Origin of the sequence: Halalkalibacterium halodurans (assembly GCF_005671335.1) — a bacterium.
In the GTDB taxonomy this organism is placed as follows: domain Bacteria; phylum Bacillota; class Bacilli; order Bacillales; family Bacillaceae_D; genus Halalkalibacterium; species Halalkalibacterium halodurans.
In genome coordinates this window covers 1,181,686-1,198,205 of sequence record NZ_CP040441.1, presented here as the reverse complement: position 1 = coordinate 1,198,205, position 16,520 = coordinate 1,181,686, and the positions used below count along the sequence as shown (strand labels likewise).

The following is a 16,520-nucleotide window of genomic DNA, read 5'->3' as shown; positions in this document are numbered from 1 at the left end:
TGGTCAAGAGCGATTAATTCAATCTATGCACGTAAAAGGTTGTTGATTCACCCTAATTTCGAATTCCCCACCTTTTATAGAAGCCTTATCAATTGAAAAAAGGCGCACGGAATCGCCGTGCACCTTTCGATTTCTTTAGTTTACTGTAAAGCGGCTTTCATTTCGTCAATCATCTGTTCAACGGATACGAGTCCGCCGCCCGAAATATACCAGTAGTCAGGGGTTAAATAATGAATATTTCCTTCTTCATATGCCGTTGTTTGCTGGACTAGTTCATTTTCAATATTGGTCTCTTCTCCTTCTTGTACGACAGCTCCACGATCGATCACGAATAGATGATCTGGGTTTTTCTCTACAATATACTCAAAGGAGATGCTTTGTCCATGGTTGGACACTTCAATGTTTTCATCTACTGGGGTCACACCAAACTCATCATGGAGGACACCAAAGCGTGAACCTGGACCGTAAGCGCTCACGTTCCCATCATTCGCTAGCACAATTAACCCTGTTTCTTCTTTCTCTGCTGCTAATTGCTGTACTTCCTCAATACTAGCCTCTAGATTCGCCAACGCTTCTTCCACTTCAGTTTCTTTACCGAAGATTTCACCTAAGGTTTCCATGTTGGAACGGAATGATTCAAGATAGTTTTCTGTGTCAAGGCCAACGAATAAAGTTGGGGCAATGTCACTTAACTCGTCGTACGCTTCTGATGTCCGCCCAGAAATGATAATTAAATCAGGTTGAAGATCATAGATCGTTTCAAAATCTGGTTCAAATAGCGTCCCTACGTTGGCATACGTTTCCTCTTCATACTGAGATAAGTATGCTGGCACGTTGGCTTGTGGGACTCCCGCTACTTCGACACCTAAACGGTCAAGAGAATCTAATGTCCCAAAGTCAAACACAACAACGGTTTCAGGATTTTTTGGTATGACTGCCTCCCCAAGGTCATGTTGAACGGTTACCTCACCGCCTGCTTCTGTTTCTACCGTTTCCTCTTCTACTGTGTCTTGAGCGGCTTCCTCTTGCTCAGCATCAGCTGGCTCTGCGGTATCATCAGCTCCGCATGCTACCATTAATAGTGACACGATCCCTACTACAATTGCCATATAGAACGGTTTTTTTCTCACGTTCCCCAACTCCTTTTTTATGTCTATATTTTTACGTGAAGTACACGCAAATTTTTTGATCGTTAATACAATTAACCTCCATGTCCATATCGTAAATGTCCCGAAGAGCTTCACGGTCAATAATCTCGTTTTTTGGGCCTTGTCGCACAACTTTTCCATTTTTCAATGCGACAATATAATCTGAATAACAGGAAGCAAAGTTAATGTCATGTAAAACAATAACGACTGTTTTCCCTAATTCCTCGACCATTTGTCTGAGCACTTTCATAATTTGAACGGAGTGCTTCATATCAAGGTTGTTTAATGGTTCATCCAAAAGGACATAGTCCGTATCTTGGGCAATCACCATCGCGATAAACGCCCGTTGCTTTTGCCCACCACTGAGCTGATCTAAATAGCGATCTTCTAAGTCAGTAAGGTCCATGTAACGGATCGCTTCATCAATTAGACGATGGTCTTCTTTCGTCAAGGCCCCTTGAGAATACGGGAAGCGTCCAAACGAAACGAGATCCTTCACAGTTAAGCGAATGTTAATCGTATTGGCCTGTTTTAAAATGGATAGCTTTTTCGCCAACTCTCGGCTATCGTACTGGGTTACTTCATGCTGGTCGATTAGAATCTGACCTGCATCCTTTTTTAACAAGCGACTAACCATGGAAAGCAACGTACTTTTGCCTGCCCCATTCGGTCCGATGAAGGACGTAATTTTTCCTTGAGGGATGCAAACAGACACATCGTCTATCACTAATTTTTCTCCATATTGCTTTGTCACTTGTTGAATGTCTACCATTTTTTATTCTCCTTTAATAAAAGATAGAGGAAATACACACCGCCAATAAAATTAATGATGACGCTAAGAGGCGTTGAAAATGTAAAGACGTGCTGGACAACCAGCTGCCCGCCAATGAGAGCGATCGTGCTGATTAAGATCGCACCGATGATGATCTCACGATGCTTGTATGTCCGCATAAACTCGTACGCCACATTGGCAACGAGCAATCCAAGGAATGTAATCGGACCAACGAGTGCTGTTGCAATCGAAATGAAAATGGCAACAACGATCAACAATCGTTTGATCACCGAATCATACGGAATTCCTAAATTAACCGCATGCTCTCTCCCTAGCGAAAGTACATCTAAAAACTTGAAATATTTGTAACAATAAATCGTGATTCCAATAAATAAAGCAATGGCTAAGTAAAGCAGATCCGTATTGATGTTATTAAAGCTGGCAAACATTCGGTTTTGCACGGTTTGAAACTCATTCGGATCAATGAGTACTTGCATGAAGGTGGACAGGCTGGAAAACAACGTTCCGAGCACTAAGCCAATGAGCAAAAGTAAAAATAAGTGTTGCCCTTCTCTGCGAAACAGCAGCTTGTAGAACAAGCCCGCAAATAAGATCATCATCCCGACCGACAATAAAAAGTTAACATTTCGATCGATGACCAAAAAACTTGTAGACCCGAACACGAAGATGATGAACGTTTGAATTAGCATGTACAACGAATCTAAGCCGATAATGCTCGGCGTTAAAATTCGGTTATTCGTAATCGTTTGGAACACAACAGTAGAGAAAGCAATAGCAGCTCCAGTAACGGCAATTGCTGCAACAGAAGCGCCTCTTCTCGGCAACGCATACTCCCAGTTTTTCACATCAATCGTTAAAAAGAGTCCAATCAACACAATATTCAGGACTGTTAAGGAAATGATTTTTGCTTTAAAACCCATATTTATGTCTCCTTAACAGCATGTATAGGAAAATCGCACTTCCGACCACACCAACCGTCAGCCCAATCGCTATTTCATAAGGATAAATAATGACCCGACCGATAATATCGCACAAAAGAACAAACAATGCGCCTAACAGGGCGGTATATGGAAGATTTTTTCGCAAATTATCCCCTTTGTAGATCGATACAATATTTGGAATGATTAACCCGAGAAAGGGAATCATTCCTACAGTCAACACGACGACAGATGTAACTAAAGCTACAATGACCAGACCGAGATTCACTACTTGCTTATATTTTAAGCCTAAGTTGACAGCGAACTCTTCTCCCATTCCTGCCACAGTGAAACGATTGGCAAACACATAAGCTAGAATGAGTACGGGGATACTTATGTATAACAGTTCATATTGTCCCTTGATCATTAAGGCGAAATTTCCTTGCAGCCATGCTGACATGTTCTGTATTAGATCATAGCGATATGCAAAGAAAGTCGTGATTGAGCTAATGATGCTTCCAAACATGAGTCCCACGAGGGGAATAAAAATCGGATCCTTAAACTTAATTCGCTCAAGTAACATCATAAAAATGAACGTCCCAGCTAAGGCAAATAAAAAAGCGACAAAAATTTTCTCGATCGGTCCTGCTGAAGTAAACAGGATCATCGAAACTAAGATGCCTAGGCGACCAGAATCAAGCGTTCCCGCTGTTGTTGGTGAAACAAACCGATTACGTGTAAGCTGCTGCATGATCAAACCGCAAACGCTCATGCCGATGCCGGCAATTAAAATGCTCATCAACCGTGGTAGTCTGCTTGTGAAAAGAATTTGCCATTGCCCCTCATCCATTCGTAGCAGGCCTGAAAGCGTGACTTCACTCACACCGATAAACAACGAACAGATGGAGGAAAGAAGTAATACAGGCAAGAGATAACGTTTCTTCATGACATCTTCCTTCCAACTGAAACACCTAAAAGTGATAATCATTATCAGTGAAAATGATAAGCATTTTCATTTATTTTGTCAACAAACATGCATTTCAAGTATCCTTTGGAAGCGAGTCGTGCCACGACAGTCTTTTGGACTAGACATGAAGAGATCCTCTAGTTCGGAAAAAATGTGACAATCCTGTAAACTTTCTCATAATGTCTAATACATGTCCTTTGAATTTCAGATCAACGTTTCCCTTGTGGACGGTTTTCCGTTATAATAAAATGTAGCGAAGGATGGCTAAAGGAGGACGACAATGAATACGATTCTGATTCTTGGCGTTTGTCTTGCATTTCTTGTTTCGATTTTCACAGCAGGATATGAAGACAATCCTCATAAAAACTAAGAAAAATCCCCCCCTGTAGCAGCAGGGGGGGATTTTTGTATGCTTAAGTTAATCCGGCAAAACCTTGTTGGCGAATCGCCTCATAAATGACAATCGCTGCCGTATTGGATAAATTCAATGAACGGACTTTATCTGTTTGTGGAATGCGGAAACAACGGTCCAGATGTTGTTCGATTAGCTCATTCGGCAATCCAGTCGTTTCTCTTCCGAAAACAAATAAGTGATCCTTTGAACCATCACTATAATCAAAATCAGCATAGTTTTTTGAGCCAACAGTCTCAATAAAATAAAACTCACCATCGGGAAACGTAGCAAACAACTCATCAACCGAATCATAGTAATGAATGTTTACATTAGGCCAATAGTCGCAGCCTGCGCGCTTTAACATGCGATCATCCGTTGAAAAACCGAGCGGGCGAATTAGATGTAATTCTGTATTTGTTCCAGCACATGTCCGAGCAATATTCCCCGTATTGGCTGGAATTTCTGGTTGATATAGAACGATATGTAACCCCACGATTTGCACCTCTTTTTTTAAACTTCGGACCTTATTATATCACTAGTTTCACCCTTTGATCATGTTTAAAACCGATCAACAATATGAAAGAACTTATATTGAATGTTCGGTGTATACGCTGTCGAGTCCTCATAGGCCCAATAACGCATCCGGCTATTCGTGGTTTGTGCATTAACGAGTGGATCACCATTTACGTCTTTAGCGACAACAATCGTCGTATGCTGCCATCTACCATCCCCATTAAAATCATAACAAATCACATCACCTGGAATGAGATCACGGGGACTTTTTCGCTCTTCCCCACGCAGCCCCGTTCTTGCCCCGCTTAAATGCCAGCGCATCGCATTTGCCACCGTCCAGCTGTAGCTCCAATTGTTGTTTTGGTACCACCATCCCTTCGATCGGTTTGGTGCTCCCGTCGTCGGAGCCCCTCCTGCTCGAAGGCACTGAGAGATGAAATTGGTGCAATTGTTCTCAAAGTTTTTATAGTTCGGGTTGTAATCGTTCCACCAGCGTTCAGCATAGCGGATCGCCTCCCTTCGATCGTAGCTCGAACGCTGAGCGACAGGTGATGTGAGAAACACTGTTTGAGTATCGGAATGATCATATTCTTCCTCAATCACTGGGATTTCTCGATCTTCTAACAGACCATCGTCAAGAAAAATCGCTCTCCGTTCTTGCTGCTGTTCTTCAATATAAAAGCGCTTGTTCATTCTGATCAAAAACTCATATTTAATCGAATAGTCGACTATCAGCTTTTCATCGATTTGTCGCCTTGAGACAATCGCCCCGTTTACGTTCGCTTTTACTGTTTCGGCCCCTCGATTTTTATCCCGCTGTCGCCGTCGCTCTAGAGAGAGCAAGTCATCTTCATGACAGAGAAAGTCAACCTTCCCGTTCACAAAGCCTTCATTTCGCTTTTCAATCAGTGAATGTAGCTGTTGCAAAGCGTTTCGGCTCATGATTTTCCCTCCTCTTTTCCCGTTGTACTTGTAGCCAATTTTATGAAAGAAAAAGAGGGATCATGAACACATTCGTCCTAAAACTTATGTTAGAAAAAACTTAACATATCGCCAGGACCCTAGCTTTTGATTATCCTTTCGCCCTTACAAACAACTTTCGATAAAGGCACACTTTTGATCCGTTATCGGCGGGCACTCTTGGGACGCCCTGCGTTAAACATCTCTAGTTATACGTTTTTTATCAAACAAAAAAGGTTCTTAGTCAAATGTTGGGGTGGCATAGGAGGGCGAGCCCCTCTTATCCTACCCCGAATGTTTGATGTTTGAATTGATGATGCAAGAGAATACGGTTTCGCAAGCGATCATAACGCCGAAAACCAAAGGCATTTCTCTTAATCACCTTCGTTTGATTATTCAGTCCTTCAATAAAACCATTGTTTAAGCCAAACGCGAAGCTATTCAAGATCTCGGTCTGCCAGTTCTTCAGCGTCTGAATGGCTCGGTGGAACTCCTTTAACGGGCTCGCCTCCACTCTTCGGTAAAAGGCGTAGAGCCCTTGCTTCACCTCGCTCATTCGTCCTTCCCTTCCTTGCATCTTCGCTTCTTGATACCACCGACGAAAATGTTCTTTTAGCTCATACGCTTCCCTTAAATCAGGGGATAGCTCTAAGTACCGCTCCACCTTCTTCTTTTGCTTATCATCCAGTCCTTCTCTCTCTTTCTGAAACAGATGTTTGATCCGTTTACATCGTTTTCGATGATACGGATGGAACGCTTTTTGCACTCGGCGGCGAACCCCTTCCAGAGCCCAGTAGATGTAACGACAGAAATGGAACGGATCCCCAATGATGAGCGGGTGGCCTAAGGCCTTTTGAACAGCCGACTTGAAGGTATAACTTAGATCCATCACGACTGTTTTTACATGATGACCCTTCTCTTGAAGATATCGTTTAAGCGTATCGGCTTTACGATCCGGTAAGATATCCAGTGGCTTCCGTGTATCTGCATCCGCAATGATCACTTGATATTTCCCCGCATTCGTATCCCCTTTGTAATCATCAATCGCAATCCGAGGAGGAAGGTGATCCACCTTCTTCACGAGGGGGGCCGCCAATTGATCAAACCGGCGCATGGCAGTTGTCACGGACGTTTGGAATTGATTCGCTGTGTCCGTAAAGTTCTTCCCTTGAATGAGCCGTAAGCGAAACGCTTGATTCCATTCCACTGTCTGACGCTGATATCGCTCTACAAAACAGGCTTTCTCCGCAAACCGCTTCCCGCATCTGCACGCGTACCGGCGCTTTCGATAGAATAGATACACCCACCGTTCAAAGAGCTTGAGATGTTGAACTTTTTGGATGCGGTAATCATGGATTCTCTCGGTTCTCTCCCCGCAGGATGGGCAACGATGAGGCGTTCGCGGCATTTCTACATGGAGCGCGATAAAGCCCTCTCGTTCCTCCATCTTTGTGACCTTCACACCTTTTAATCCGGGCAAATCCATGGTAAAATTCATCGTACACGCAGCTCCTATCCTTTCTTTGTTTCTCGACAATTCAAGGATAATGGATAAAGGAGCCTGCGTGCATTTTTTTTGCCCTCTTTTGTGCAAAAACCCCAACATTTATTGTAGAGCCACAAAAAAAGATGACTCTCCAGCCTGATGGCTTTCAGTCACCCTTTGTAAATACAATCATCTATTTCTACCGTTTAACTAATTTTCTCATAAGCTCCTTCAATGCTGAGCAGCCACTCTTTTTTCTCCAATCCCCCGCCATATCCGACCATTGAGCCGTTGCTACCAATGACGCGATGGCACGGAATGATGATTGGAATCGGATTTTGGTTATTAGCACCGCCGATGGCCCTTACTGCTTTTGGTGCACCTATGTGTTGGGCGATCTCTTTATAGGAGCGCGTCTCGCCATAAGAAATGGTTTGAAGTGCTTGCCAAACCCGTTTTTGGAACGGGGTTCCATATAAGTCTAGCGGCACATCAAAAGAGTGTCGCTTGCCTTCAAAATACTCCAGGAGCTGGGCAATCACTGGACGAATAGCCTCTTCGTCTTTTAACAGTTGGCATGGAAGCCTATGTTTTTTTAGCCAAACATTTAATGTCACTTGATTGGATTCGAGGGAGCCAAATAAAATTGTACATACACCTTGATCTGTTGAGACGATTGAAAGGCAACCAATCGGGCTTTCCATTTCATCGTACAACAGTGATTGTTCGGCCATCTTTATCCCTTCCTTCCACTTCCTGTCTTGCTCTTATCTTATCGAATCCTCCGTCTCTTTTCCATTCCCTGAATCACCGTAGGCAAGGATCTCGAGCCCTCTGCTGATTTCAGCTCGGACATCCTCGTCTTTTTCTCGTTTTAGCGCATCTTTCAACCATGTTTCAACTTCTGGACCACCAATTTTCCCTAATGCCCATCCTGCCGTTCCACGAATCACAGGTCTAGGATCTTGCCGTAGTAAATCGGCAAGAATCGGTAAGGCGGCCTCCTCTTTAAAATGGGCGAGGGCGAGAATCGCATTCCGTTGAATCGGCTTTTTTCCACGCCATGAGCCAGACACGTGGCCAAATTTCTCTTTGAATTCACGGTTGCTCATCGTTAGCAAAGGGATCAATTTCGGCTTTGCAATTTCTGGATCTGGCTCCATCTCCTCATGGAAGTGAAAATCCTTCCTTTTATTTGCTGGACAAACTTGCTGGCACGTATCACAGCCGTAGAGACGGTTCCCTAATTTTTTACGATATTTTTCCGGCAGAAACCCTTTTGTTTGTGTCAAAAACGCAATGCATTTTTGCGAATCGAGCTGTCCCCCTTGAATTAGAGCACCGGTCGGACAGGCATCCACACATTTGTTACACGTACCACATTGATCGGTTAATGGAATATCTGGAGGAAAAGGAATCGTTGTCACCAGATCCCCTAGATACACATAGCTCCCGAATTCTGGTGTAATGACAGCACAGTTTTTACCGCTCCAACCGATTCCAGCTCGTTCTGCAACCGCACGATCCGATAGTGCACCCGTATCGACCATCGACAACACCTTCATATCAGGGACGCGTTCCAATAAGAAATCTTCAAGCTTTTTTAAGCGATCGCGCAAAATATCGTGATAATCTTTCCCCCAGGAAGCACGGCAAAAGACGCCACGTCGCTCGCCTTTTTTACTTTTTGGAGGATTTTTCATTTTGGAAGGGTATACCAAGGCAATTGAGATAATGGAGCGTGCTTTCGGTAAAATTTTCTCTGGGTACACTCGTTTATCAATATCTGGCTCCTCAAATCCTGATTGATACCCGAGCGCCTGTTGTGTTTGTAACCGCTCTTTTAATGTTAAAAACGGATCTGCAGAAGCAAAACCGATTTTATCGATCCCGATCGTTTTACTATATGCAATAAGCTCGTCTTTTAATTGGGCAGGTGTCATGCTCCTTTCCTCCTTTCTTTCGGTCTAAAGGTTCGATGAACGTCGCAAAGGATGATACTATAAATGTAATTCACATATTAGGAAAGAGGGATGTTTATGACCAAGCTCACGATTGAATCATCTATTTTTGAACGAGTGCCATCCTTTAAAATCGGCATGATTACATACCATAATATCGTCGTCACACCATCTCCGCAAATGCTCAGAGGGCGACTGCAATTTTTCCAAGAGGAAGTCAAAGTCGCTACTAATACAACTAAGACCGTTACTGATTATAAAGGAATTGTCGAATGGCGGCAAACCTTTAAGCAGCTTGGGATTGATCCGTCCAAGTATCGTCCGTCCTCCGAAGCCTTATACCGCCGAATAAAACAAGGAAAGTCACTTCCAGAAATTCACTCAGCTGTTGACGTAAACAACTTCTTCTCCCTTGAATATGAGTGCCCTTTTGGTATTTATGACGCGGAAAAAATTAACGGAGATATTGTGCTTAAACTAGGAGATATTGGCGCACAATATGAAGGGTTAAATGGACGGGTCAATGCAATGGAAGGAAAGCTAGTTACGTGCGATGCGGAAGGGCCGTTCGGCAGCCCCATCGTTGACTCAAAGCGAACTGCTGTGACCGAAAAAACGACGTCTGCAATTCAAATTGCCTATTTGCGGCCGTCGCTCACCGATCAAGACACGGAAAAGCTTTTAACCGCAGCCGCTCACATGTTTGTCCAAATTCACGGCGGAACGTCTGCTCATACCGTGATTAGAAAATAAATGTTTAAAACGAATACGTTCGGGTAAATGTAAAATGAAAACAGCAAAGGAGGACGAAACAAATCATGAGTCACGAAAAAGTAGCCTCGATCCTGAACAAACAAATTGCAAACTGGAGTGTCCTTTTTGTCAAGCTTCACAATTACCATTGGTTTGTCAAAGGGCCTCAATTTTTCACACTTCATGAGAAATTTGAAGAGCTTTACAATGAAGCAGCGACACATATTGACGAGTTAGCGGAACGTCTTCTCGCCCTGAGAGGTCAGCCCGCTGCAACGATGCGTGAATACCTAGAAATCTCTTCTGTTACTGAAGCCCGGGGTGAAGAGACTGCAGATGAAATGGTCGCTGAAATTAGTAAAGATTTTGATACCCTTATTGATGAGTTAAAAGAAGGAATGGAGGCGGCTGATTCTCTAGGTGACGAGACGACCGCAGACATGCTTCTTGCCATTCATCAATCACTAGAAAAACACAATTGGATGCTACGATCGTTCTTGAAGTAACGTCTGAAGCCCCCTCACTCACGAAACCCGTGTATGAGGGGGGTTTCATGTAAAGATCTCCTTCTAGTACATCATCCGTCCTAACGGTCCATCTTCTTTCACAATAGATGCTAGTGAATAAACGGAAATCGGAAAATAAGGGAAACCATACGCATACGGCATCAAATCGTAGAGCTGAAAATAAATCACAAGTGCTTTATCTGCAATATAAAAAAATTGATTCGGTGCAATTCCTTCAAAAGGTGCAAGCAGCGGCAAGTCGCGCTCGGCAATTTGCTGCTTAATCTGTTCATTGATTACTTGTTGATACGGGCTCCCCGGTTTAAATAGCTCGTTTAAGCGATAAGCTTTCCCTGTCGTCGTATCAAACGTGAGCGAGCGCAAGTAGGTCATCCCATGGGCAGCTGATTGCGTATACGAATACTGGCTATTCGTTAAGCTGAGGACATGACGTTGGTTCGTTTTTATTTCGTACATCCCTGTAATTTCCGTGTTAGGCTCTGATACCCCCGCTTTTTGAAGAAGTGTTTTTACTTGCTGTTCAATCCGTTCATTCATTCTTTTCCTTGCTTGTGCATTGGTTCCACCTGTCACGAGCGGAACATAGACGTCTGCTTGTTTTTCAATGAGATGCTTCGTGCCGATTTGAACAGGTAAAATCGATTCATTCACCTTGTTTCAACTCCCTTCTTCCTACTATAACCATATGCAAAGGAGAGCTCGTTTCCTGCAAACAAACGATGTATAAGCGCAGCATAAATTTTCTTAATATTATTTACAAATCGAAATATTTATAGTATTTTTATAATTGTTTCGTCCTTTTGGCTAACAAGCCCTTTTCTAGAAAAATATTTTAAAAAAGGAGGAAGGCATGCAAAACAATCATTGGTTTAAAACAGGATTTCTATCATTTGCCGCAAGCCTGTTTTTAATCGGGTGCGCTAGCGAGCCGACAACGGAACAGGAAGAAAACGCAGGTGACGCTGGTGGTGAAGCCATAGGCGATAGCGGAGGGGGTGACCTCATACTCGGTGTCTTATCTGACATCTCCATGTTGGACCCTCATACGTCCAGCGATGTTCCTTCGGGAGCGGTGCAATCCAACATTTATGAGACGCTCGTCAAATTTAATTCCGACATGGAATTAGAACCGTTACTCGCTGAATCTTGGGAAGCCGTCGAGGAAGACGTTTGGGAATTTAGATTACAAGAAGGTGTCACCTTTCACGATGGCTCTGAATTTAACGGAGACGTAGTGAAAGCAAATATCGAGCGAATCTTGGATGAAACGACTGCATCGCCACGGGCGATCTTGTTTGAAATTATCGAGAAAATTGAGGTCGTCGATTCTCATACTGTCCGTATGAAAACGGAGCAACCCTTTGCTCCCCTCCCAGCCCACTTTGCTCACTATGCATCGAGCATGATTTCACTGAAAGCTATCGAAGCCGATCAAGCAGCGGTTGAAAGTGGTGAACAGCCAGGAACCTATATCAATGAACACCCTTATGGAACAGGCGCCTTCACCTTCGAAAACTGGAACCCAGGAAGCGAAGTGGTCCTCTCCCGTTTCGACGACTATTGGGGCGAGCCCGCACACGTTGACACAGCCACGTTCCGCGTCATTCCAGAAGATTTAACGAGGTTAGCAGAGTTAGAAACAGGCGGCGTACATATTATTGATCCTATTCAGGCGAGTGATCGCGCTCGCGTAGAAAACACCGACGGGATGAATCTTTATCAACGAAACGCCGCAAGTATTACGTATATGGGCTTTAACGTTCAAAAAGAGCCGCTAGATGATGAATTGGTTCGTCAAGCGATCGCCCTTGCATTAGATAAAGATGCTATGCTGCAAGGTGTATTGGACGGCACAGGAGAGCCTGCTGTCGGTCCACTTAATGAAACGAACTTTGGATTCAGCTCAGAGGTTGCAGGGATTGAGCAAGATGTAGAGCGTGCCAGAGAATTGCTAGCTGAGGCTGGATATGAAGAAGGCTTTTCCACAACCATTTGGACCAATGATAACCGCGAGCGAATGGACATTGCCGAGATCGCTCAAGCGAACCTTGCCGATGTTGGCATTGATGCCAACATTGAAGTGGTCGAATGGGGAGCGTACCTCGAATTGACAGGCTCCGGTAATCATGACCTATTCATCTTAGGGCTTTCGTTAGGAACGGGGGATGCCGACTATCCGATGCATATGCTGTTCCACTCAGAAAATATCGGGGAAACGGGAAACCGTTCCTTTTTCCAAGATGAAGCATTCGATGCTATGTTGCATGAAGCGCGAATTGAGCAAGATGAAGAGACCCGCTTGCAAATGTATGTGGAAGCGACAGAATATTTAAATGAAAAAGTGCCAACGGTCTTCCTTTATCATCCAGATCACCTTATGGGCTATCGTGATGAAGTCCAAGGCTTTTGGGCCGATGCCTCCGGGATTTACCAACTTCAGGATGTGTCACTTGAGCAGTAAAAAAGCGTAAGCCCCCATGATCCAAGGATAACTGATCATTGTGGAAGTCACCATAAACGAACGGGCCGCCCCTTGTCGACTTGACGAGGAGCGGCCTGTTTCTAACTCTCTATGATTATTTTTTTAAATCGAGCACGACAAATTCATCAGGATGTTTAATGAGTGGGAAATGAAACTTTTCCTTATGACGTTTCCCCGTTAGCTCCACTTGTTTTCCATAGTGTTCCGGGTTAGACACTAAGCCAAACGCTGTTCGATCCGTTCCTTTTAACTGAACGAGCAACATCTTCTTCACATCCGTCTCATTTGGATCATCTGCAATGAGCACGTTGTGGTCATTGTAAGCACCAGATTGCACAGCCACATGGTTTTTATTCCGAGCGTTGCCGACAATATAGCCTTTCACCTTCACAACTTCCCGATCCAATTCGATCGCTTCTGCAACGGAAAGATATTCAGACGATTCTTGCTCAAAGACGACAATGTCATCTGCTTGGCGTGGTTTCACCTGAGGGGTCCCTCGGAATTGACTAGAAACACCCGTAATGGTGACAACCTCCCCTTCCGTAAAGGTAAACTCATCATAAACAAGCCCTGTCCGATTGTCGACGCGAATTAATACTCGCTCACTCCCACGAACCGCCTCAAATTCAAACGTGCCAAAATTGTTTACTTGGCGAAGATTCTCAATCGTAACTCCATCCAACTGTACGAGCTGCCCTTCATTTTCGAGTGAAACAGCTTCTGGTGTCACAGGAAGTGGTTTCGGTACATCCCTACTTCCTACGATGTTAATCGATGACGGGGTCGATAATTGAAGCTCTCCATTAAATTCATCCATCGTCCCAGCCACTTGAACGATGTCTCCAACATTCACCTCTACATCAAACTGATAAACGTAAAGACCACCTGTTTCATCTTGAACGTAAAATCCTTTTGCTCCCCATGCCCCAGGTGTTGACGTCACAACCCCTTCTACAACGACACGTTCTCCGCGCTCCAACGCTCGGGCTTCAGCGATCGAAATCACCTCTTGCGAATCACCATCCCCTGGATCTGGGTAATCGGAAGGATCGGCAAACGTAAACGCCGTAGGATTACGCATACCAGGAGTAGAGAAATACGTATCGAGAGCCCCAGTAATCATCACAAACTCTCCTAAGTTTCCAGGATGAGAGACGAGATTTAGCCCTGTACGTACCGTACTTCCTGACGGTAGCTGAACCGGCAACATTTTGGTTCGGTCGGTTTCATCTGGTGAATCAGCTAACAGTAAGTTTGACGGAGCATGATTTCCTTCACCGATTACCGGACTTCCATTAATCGAACCGACAATATACCCGCGTACAGTCGCTTCCCCTTGATTGTGGGCAATTGCTTCTGCAACTGTGATCGTTCCCTTCGGATCGTCTGGAGGTGTTGCTCCTTCAATCCGGATGCGCTCTCCTTCTACATAATCAATCGGATCACTCTGTCCTTTAATATAAGTAACGACAGCCGCCCAAACCGTTCCTAGCCCATCATCAACGACTTGATCACTTAGCTGGTAAAAGCCCGTTCCGTGCATATAGTCATTGTAAGCGACAACGTATTCCTTTGACGGATCAAGTGGCGTACCGTCTTCTAAAACGATCTCTACATCTTGAAAACCATTCCCTTGTCCGTTCGGAATGAGCGTATACGTGAGGCCCGCTGCCTGCAAGTCAACCCGTTGATGATGCGAAGACTGACTAAGGATGACTTCTTTAATTTTTTCTCCAGTCGCCCGAACGACCACAATTTCATTCCCGAAACGATCCAGCGCCTCAATTTGTTTATCGGTTATATTGCCTGGTGGGATTTCCCCTGTAACAGACGAGCCGTTTAGCAACGCAAGGTCGGCTTCAGAAATCTCACGAATGGCATCTGTATATAAGTTACCGATCCCCACATCCACTTTGTTTTTATTATGAGAATACAAACCGTTAGTCGTGGAGCCGATCACGTCACCTGGCATCGGTCCGCTCGGATCAATCGTAACCTTAATTCGGCCTTCGCTCGAGTAGTTTAACTTTTCTCCAGCGGCCGTCCGTTCTTTCGCATAGTCGATCATCGCATTTGTCATTAATCCAACATACGGCTCAAGAATTTCTCCATCGAACTCATAGCCAGACCCGCCTGTACCGATGTAATCAGGAACAGCGACACGATATGTGGCTTCTTCATCAATCGGTTCCCCATCAACCGTAACACGAACATCGATAAAATTCCCGACAGGACCAGCAATGATTTCGTACGACAAGCCAGAGATTTGCAAATCAATTTGATTCCGATCACCACGGGAATACGAGTAAGCGAGAACATCCTTAATCGCTTTCCCTGTCATTTCAAACAACATGATCTCGTTTGCAAACGGCTCGATCCGATAAATGTCACCGACGGTCACCTCGCCTGGGGCGATACTATCGCGGATCCCACCATTGTTCGTCACGGCCACATCCGCTTGCGCGTAGATGCGCATCGCATCGGTCCAAAAGTTTCCGAGCGGGGCATCTGCTTCATAACGGCCATCGCGAGAAAGTCCCGTATCTGATACACCGATGACTTCACCTAACAGTTCGTCCATTTCACTGTTATAGTGATCGATAATCGCTTGTGCCTCATCATCGACTTCTGTTAACTCACTCACTGCTTGGAGGGACCCTTCAACAGACACGACTTCATTTGTCTGTTCATCTAGCTCAAGTACCACTTTACCCACATTCGTCAAATTCGCACCACTTTGTACGATTGGTGTGCCGTTGACGTATTGTGGAGAAGTTAGAGTCGTATGAGAATGTCCCCCAATGATAAGATCAAAATAGTCCACTTGTTCAGCTAGCGCACGGTCTGCACCGTACCCGATATGGGTTAATGCGATAATAACGTCAGCCTGTTCTTTTAACTCATCCTCATATCGTTTCGCGACCGCTGCATAGTCTCTTTCAAATTCAAGACCAACAATACCAGCTGGTGCTGTCGATGGCGGTGCTTCTGTTAAGGCAAACACAGCAACCTTGATCCCGTCCACATCAAAAAGTTGATAAGGATCTGGTTGTTCAATCGGAATCGACGGATCCACCACCTTCATATTAGCCGAAAGCCATGGAAAGTTTGAATCGTTTACCCGCTCGGCAAAAGCGTCCTGCCCATAATCAAACTCATGATTACCAATAACCATCGCATCCAAGCCAGCCACATTTAGTAGCTCGACAATCGGTTTACCATGATTCAAGTCGACAACAGGGTTCCCACTGAAAATATCCCCTGCATCCAAATATAAAAAGTGTTCCGCTTTTTCTCGTTCTGCCTTAATATAAGCGGATGCTTTCCCGTACCCATCAATCCTTGCATGAATGTCATTCGTATAAACGATTGTCAATTCATGGTCACTGCTAGCACCCGCTTGAGCCAGCATCGGAGCCGCATTCGTAAACAGTGACGTAAATGTTAGCAAAAAGGCACTGATGACGATGAATGTCGTTCGCCAAGCATGTCGTAAACCACCCATATTTCCAACCTCCTATGTATGTTTTCAATCAACGCAATGCCATACGGGGGACAGGCATCTTCTTTAAGTGTAAATGGAAAACCGTTTCAGGTGATTGAAGATCCGTAAATT

General features: G+C 44.5%; 14 protein-coding genes. 3 read left to right on the top strand and 11 right to left on the bottom strand.

The window, feature by feature from the left end; all coding sequences use genetic code 11:
* Positions 1 to 140: 140 nt before the first annotated feature.
* The 9 genes from FED51_RS05840 to queG all read right to left on the bottom strand — a co-directional run bounded on the left by FED51_RS05840 (position 141) and on the right by queG (position 9,121).
* Positions 141 to 1,130 carry a siderophore ABC transporter substrate-binding protein gene (locus FED51_RS05840; RefSeq protein WP_083445592.1) on the bottom strand — a complete coding sequence of 330 codons (990 nt, stop codon included), beginning with the start codon at positions 1,128 to 1,130 and terminating at the stop codon, positions 141 to 143.
* A gap of 31 nt (positions 1,131 to 1,161) precedes the next feature.
* Positions 1,162 to 1,920 (bottom strand): iron ABC transporter ATP-binding protein, encoded by a 759-nt coding sequence (locus tag FED51_RS05835; RefSeq protein WP_053431777.1) that lies wholly within the window; start codon positions 1,918 to 1,920, stop codon positions 1,162 to 1,164.
* A complete protein-coding gene (locus FED51_RS05830) occupies positions 1,914 to 2,861 on the bottom strand; it encodes an iron chelate uptake ABC transporter family permease subunit (protein ID WP_010897196.1) in 948 nt (315 codons plus the stop codon). Before FED51_RS05830 ends, FED51_RS05835 begins: the two co-directional genes overlap by 7 nt.
* The gene (locus FED51_RS05825; protein ID WP_138090332.1) at positions 2,851 to 3,804 is read right to left on the bottom strand and encodes an ABC transporter permease; all 954 of its coding nucleotides are present in this window, start codon (positions 3,802 to 3,804) and stop codon (positions 2,851 to 2,853) included. Before FED51_RS05825 ends, FED51_RS05830 begins: the two co-directional genes overlap by 11 nt.
* Before the next feature lie 434 nt (positions 3,805 to 4,238).
* Positions 4,239 to 4,712 carry a tRNA (uridine(34)/cytosine(34)/5-carboxymethylaminomethyluridine(34)-2'-O)-methyltransferase TrmL gene (trmL, locus tag FED51_RS05820; RefSeq protein ID WP_053431779.1) on the bottom strand — a complete coding sequence of 158 codons (474 nt, stop codon included), beginning with the start codon at positions 4,710 to 4,712 and terminating at the stop codon, positions 4,239 to 4,241.
* Between the two features lie 65 nt (positions 4,713 to 4,777).
* Positions 4,778 to 5,674, bottom strand: coding sequence for an amidase domain-containing protein (locus FED51_RS05815; protein ID WP_053431780.1), 897 nt, complete (start codon positions 5,672 to 5,674; stop codon positions 4,778 to 4,780).
* A gap of 298 nt (positions 5,675 to 5,972) precedes the next feature.
* Positions 5,973 to 7,190 carry an ISL3-like element IS651 family transposase gene (locus tag FED51_RS05810; RefSeq protein ID WP_138090122.1) on the bottom strand — a complete coding sequence of 406 codons (1,218 nt, stop codon included), beginning with the start codon at positions 7,188 to 7,190 and terminating at the stop codon, positions 5,973 to 5,975.
* A 194-nt stretch (positions 7,191 to 7,384) separates the two neighbouring features.
* A complete protein-coding gene (locus FED51_RS05805) occupies positions 7,385 to 7,912 on the bottom strand; it encodes a methylated-DNA--[protein]-cysteine S-methyltransferase (protein ID WP_053431781.1) in 528 nt (175 codons plus the stop codon).
* Between the two features lie 33 nt (positions 7,913 to 7,945).
* A complete protein-coding gene (queG, locus tag FED51_RS05800; protein WP_053431782.1) occupies positions 7,946 to 9,121 on the bottom strand; it encodes a tRNA epoxyqueuosine(34) reductase QueG in 1,176 nt (391 codons plus the stop codon).
* Positions 9,122 to 9,217: 96 nt separating this feature from the next.
* On the opposite strand from queG, the gene FED51_RS05795 reads away from it, so the two are divergent.
* Both FED51_RS05795 and FED51_RS05790 read left to right on the top strand, forming a co-directional pair.
* Positions 9,218 to 9,892, top strand: a complete 675-nt coding sequence (locus FED51_RS05795) for a B3/B4 domain-containing protein (RefSeq protein WP_010897189.1) — start codon at positions 9,218 to 9,220, stop codon at positions 9,890 to 9,892.
* A 65-nt stretch (positions 9,893 to 9,957) separates the two neighbouring features.
* The gene (locus tag FED51_RS05790) at positions 9,958 to 10,398 is read left to right on the top strand and encodes a Dps family protein (RefSeq protein ID WP_010897188.1); all 441 of its coding nucleotides are present in this window, start codon (positions 9,958 to 9,960) and stop codon (positions 10,396 to 10,398) included.
* Between the two features lie 63 nt (positions 10,399 to 10,461).
* Here the strand turns inward: FED51_RS05790 and FED51_RS05785 are convergent, their stop codons facing one another.
* Positions 10,462 to 11,070 carry a DUF3298 and DUF4163 domain-containing protein gene (locus FED51_RS05785; RefSeq protein ID WP_053431783.1) on the bottom strand — a complete coding sequence of 203 codons (609 nt, stop codon included), beginning with the start codon at positions 11,068 to 11,070 and terminating at the stop codon, positions 10,462 to 10,464.
* Positions 11,071 to 11,269: 199 nt separating this feature from the next.
* Here FED51_RS05785 and FED51_RS05780 point away from each other — a divergent pair, with 199 nt between their 5' ends.
* A complete protein-coding gene (locus tag FED51_RS05780) occupies positions 11,270 to 12,880 on the top strand; it encodes a glutathione ABC transporter substrate-binding protein (RefSeq protein WP_053431784.1) in 1,611 nt (536 codons plus the stop codon).
* A 115-nt stretch (positions 12,881 to 12,995) separates the two neighbouring features.
* Here FED51_RS05780 and FED51_RS05775 read toward each other — a convergent pair whose 3' ends face one another.
* Complete coding sequence (locus tag FED51_RS05775) at positions 12,996 to 16,409, bottom strand: 5'-nucleotidase C-terminal domain-containing protein (RefSeq protein ID WP_053431785.1); 3,414 nt, start codon at positions 16,407 to 16,409, stop codon at positions 12,996 to 12,998.
* Positions 16,410 to 16,520 lie beyond the last annotated feature (111 nt).

Bases quoted from the DNA above. Each gene is read 5' to 3' on its own strand.
- FED51_RS05835 (WP_053431777.1), bottom strand. From the start codon at position 1,920: ATGGTAGACATTCAACAAGTGACAAAGCAATATGGAGAAAAATTAGTG.
- FED51_RS05830 (WP_010897196.1), bottom strand. From the start codon at position 2,861: ATGGGTTTTAAAGCAAAAATCATTTCCTTAACAGTCCTGAATATTGTG.
- FED51_RS05825 (WP_138090332.1), bottom strand. From the start codon at position 3,804: ATGAAGAAACGTTATCTCTTGCCTGTATTACTTCTTTCCTCCATCTGT.
- FED51_RS05815 (WP_053431780.1), bottom strand. From the start codon at position 5,674: ATGAGCCGAAACGCTTTGCAACAGCTACATTCACTGATTGAAAAGCGA.
- FED51_RS05810 (WP_138090122.1), bottom strand. From the start codon at position 7,190: ATGAATTTTACCATGGATTTGCCCGGATTAAAAGGTGTGAAGGTCACA.
- FED51_RS05805 (WP_053431781.1), bottom strand. From the start codon at position 7,912: ATGGCCGAACAATCACTGTTGTACGATGAAATGGAAAGCCCGATTGGT.
- queG (WP_053431782.1), bottom strand. From the start codon at position 9,121: ATGACACCTGCCCAATTAAAAGACGAGCTTATTGCATATAGTAAAACG.
- FED51_RS05795 (WP_010897189.1), top strand. From the start codon at position 9,218: ATGACCAAGCTCACGATTGAATCATCTATTTTTGAACGAGTGCCATCC.
- FED51_RS05790 (WP_010897188.1), top strand. From the start codon at position 9,958: ATGAGTCACGAAAAAGTAGCCTCGATCCTGAACAAACAAATTGCAAAC.
- FED51_RS05780 (WP_053431784.1), top strand. From the start codon at position 11,270: ATGCAAAACAATCATTGGTTTAAAACAGGATTTCTATCATTTGCCGCA.
- FED51_RS05775 (WP_053431785.1), bottom strand. From the start codon at position 16,409: ATGGGTGGTTTACGACATGCTTGGCGAACGACATTCATCGTCATCAGT.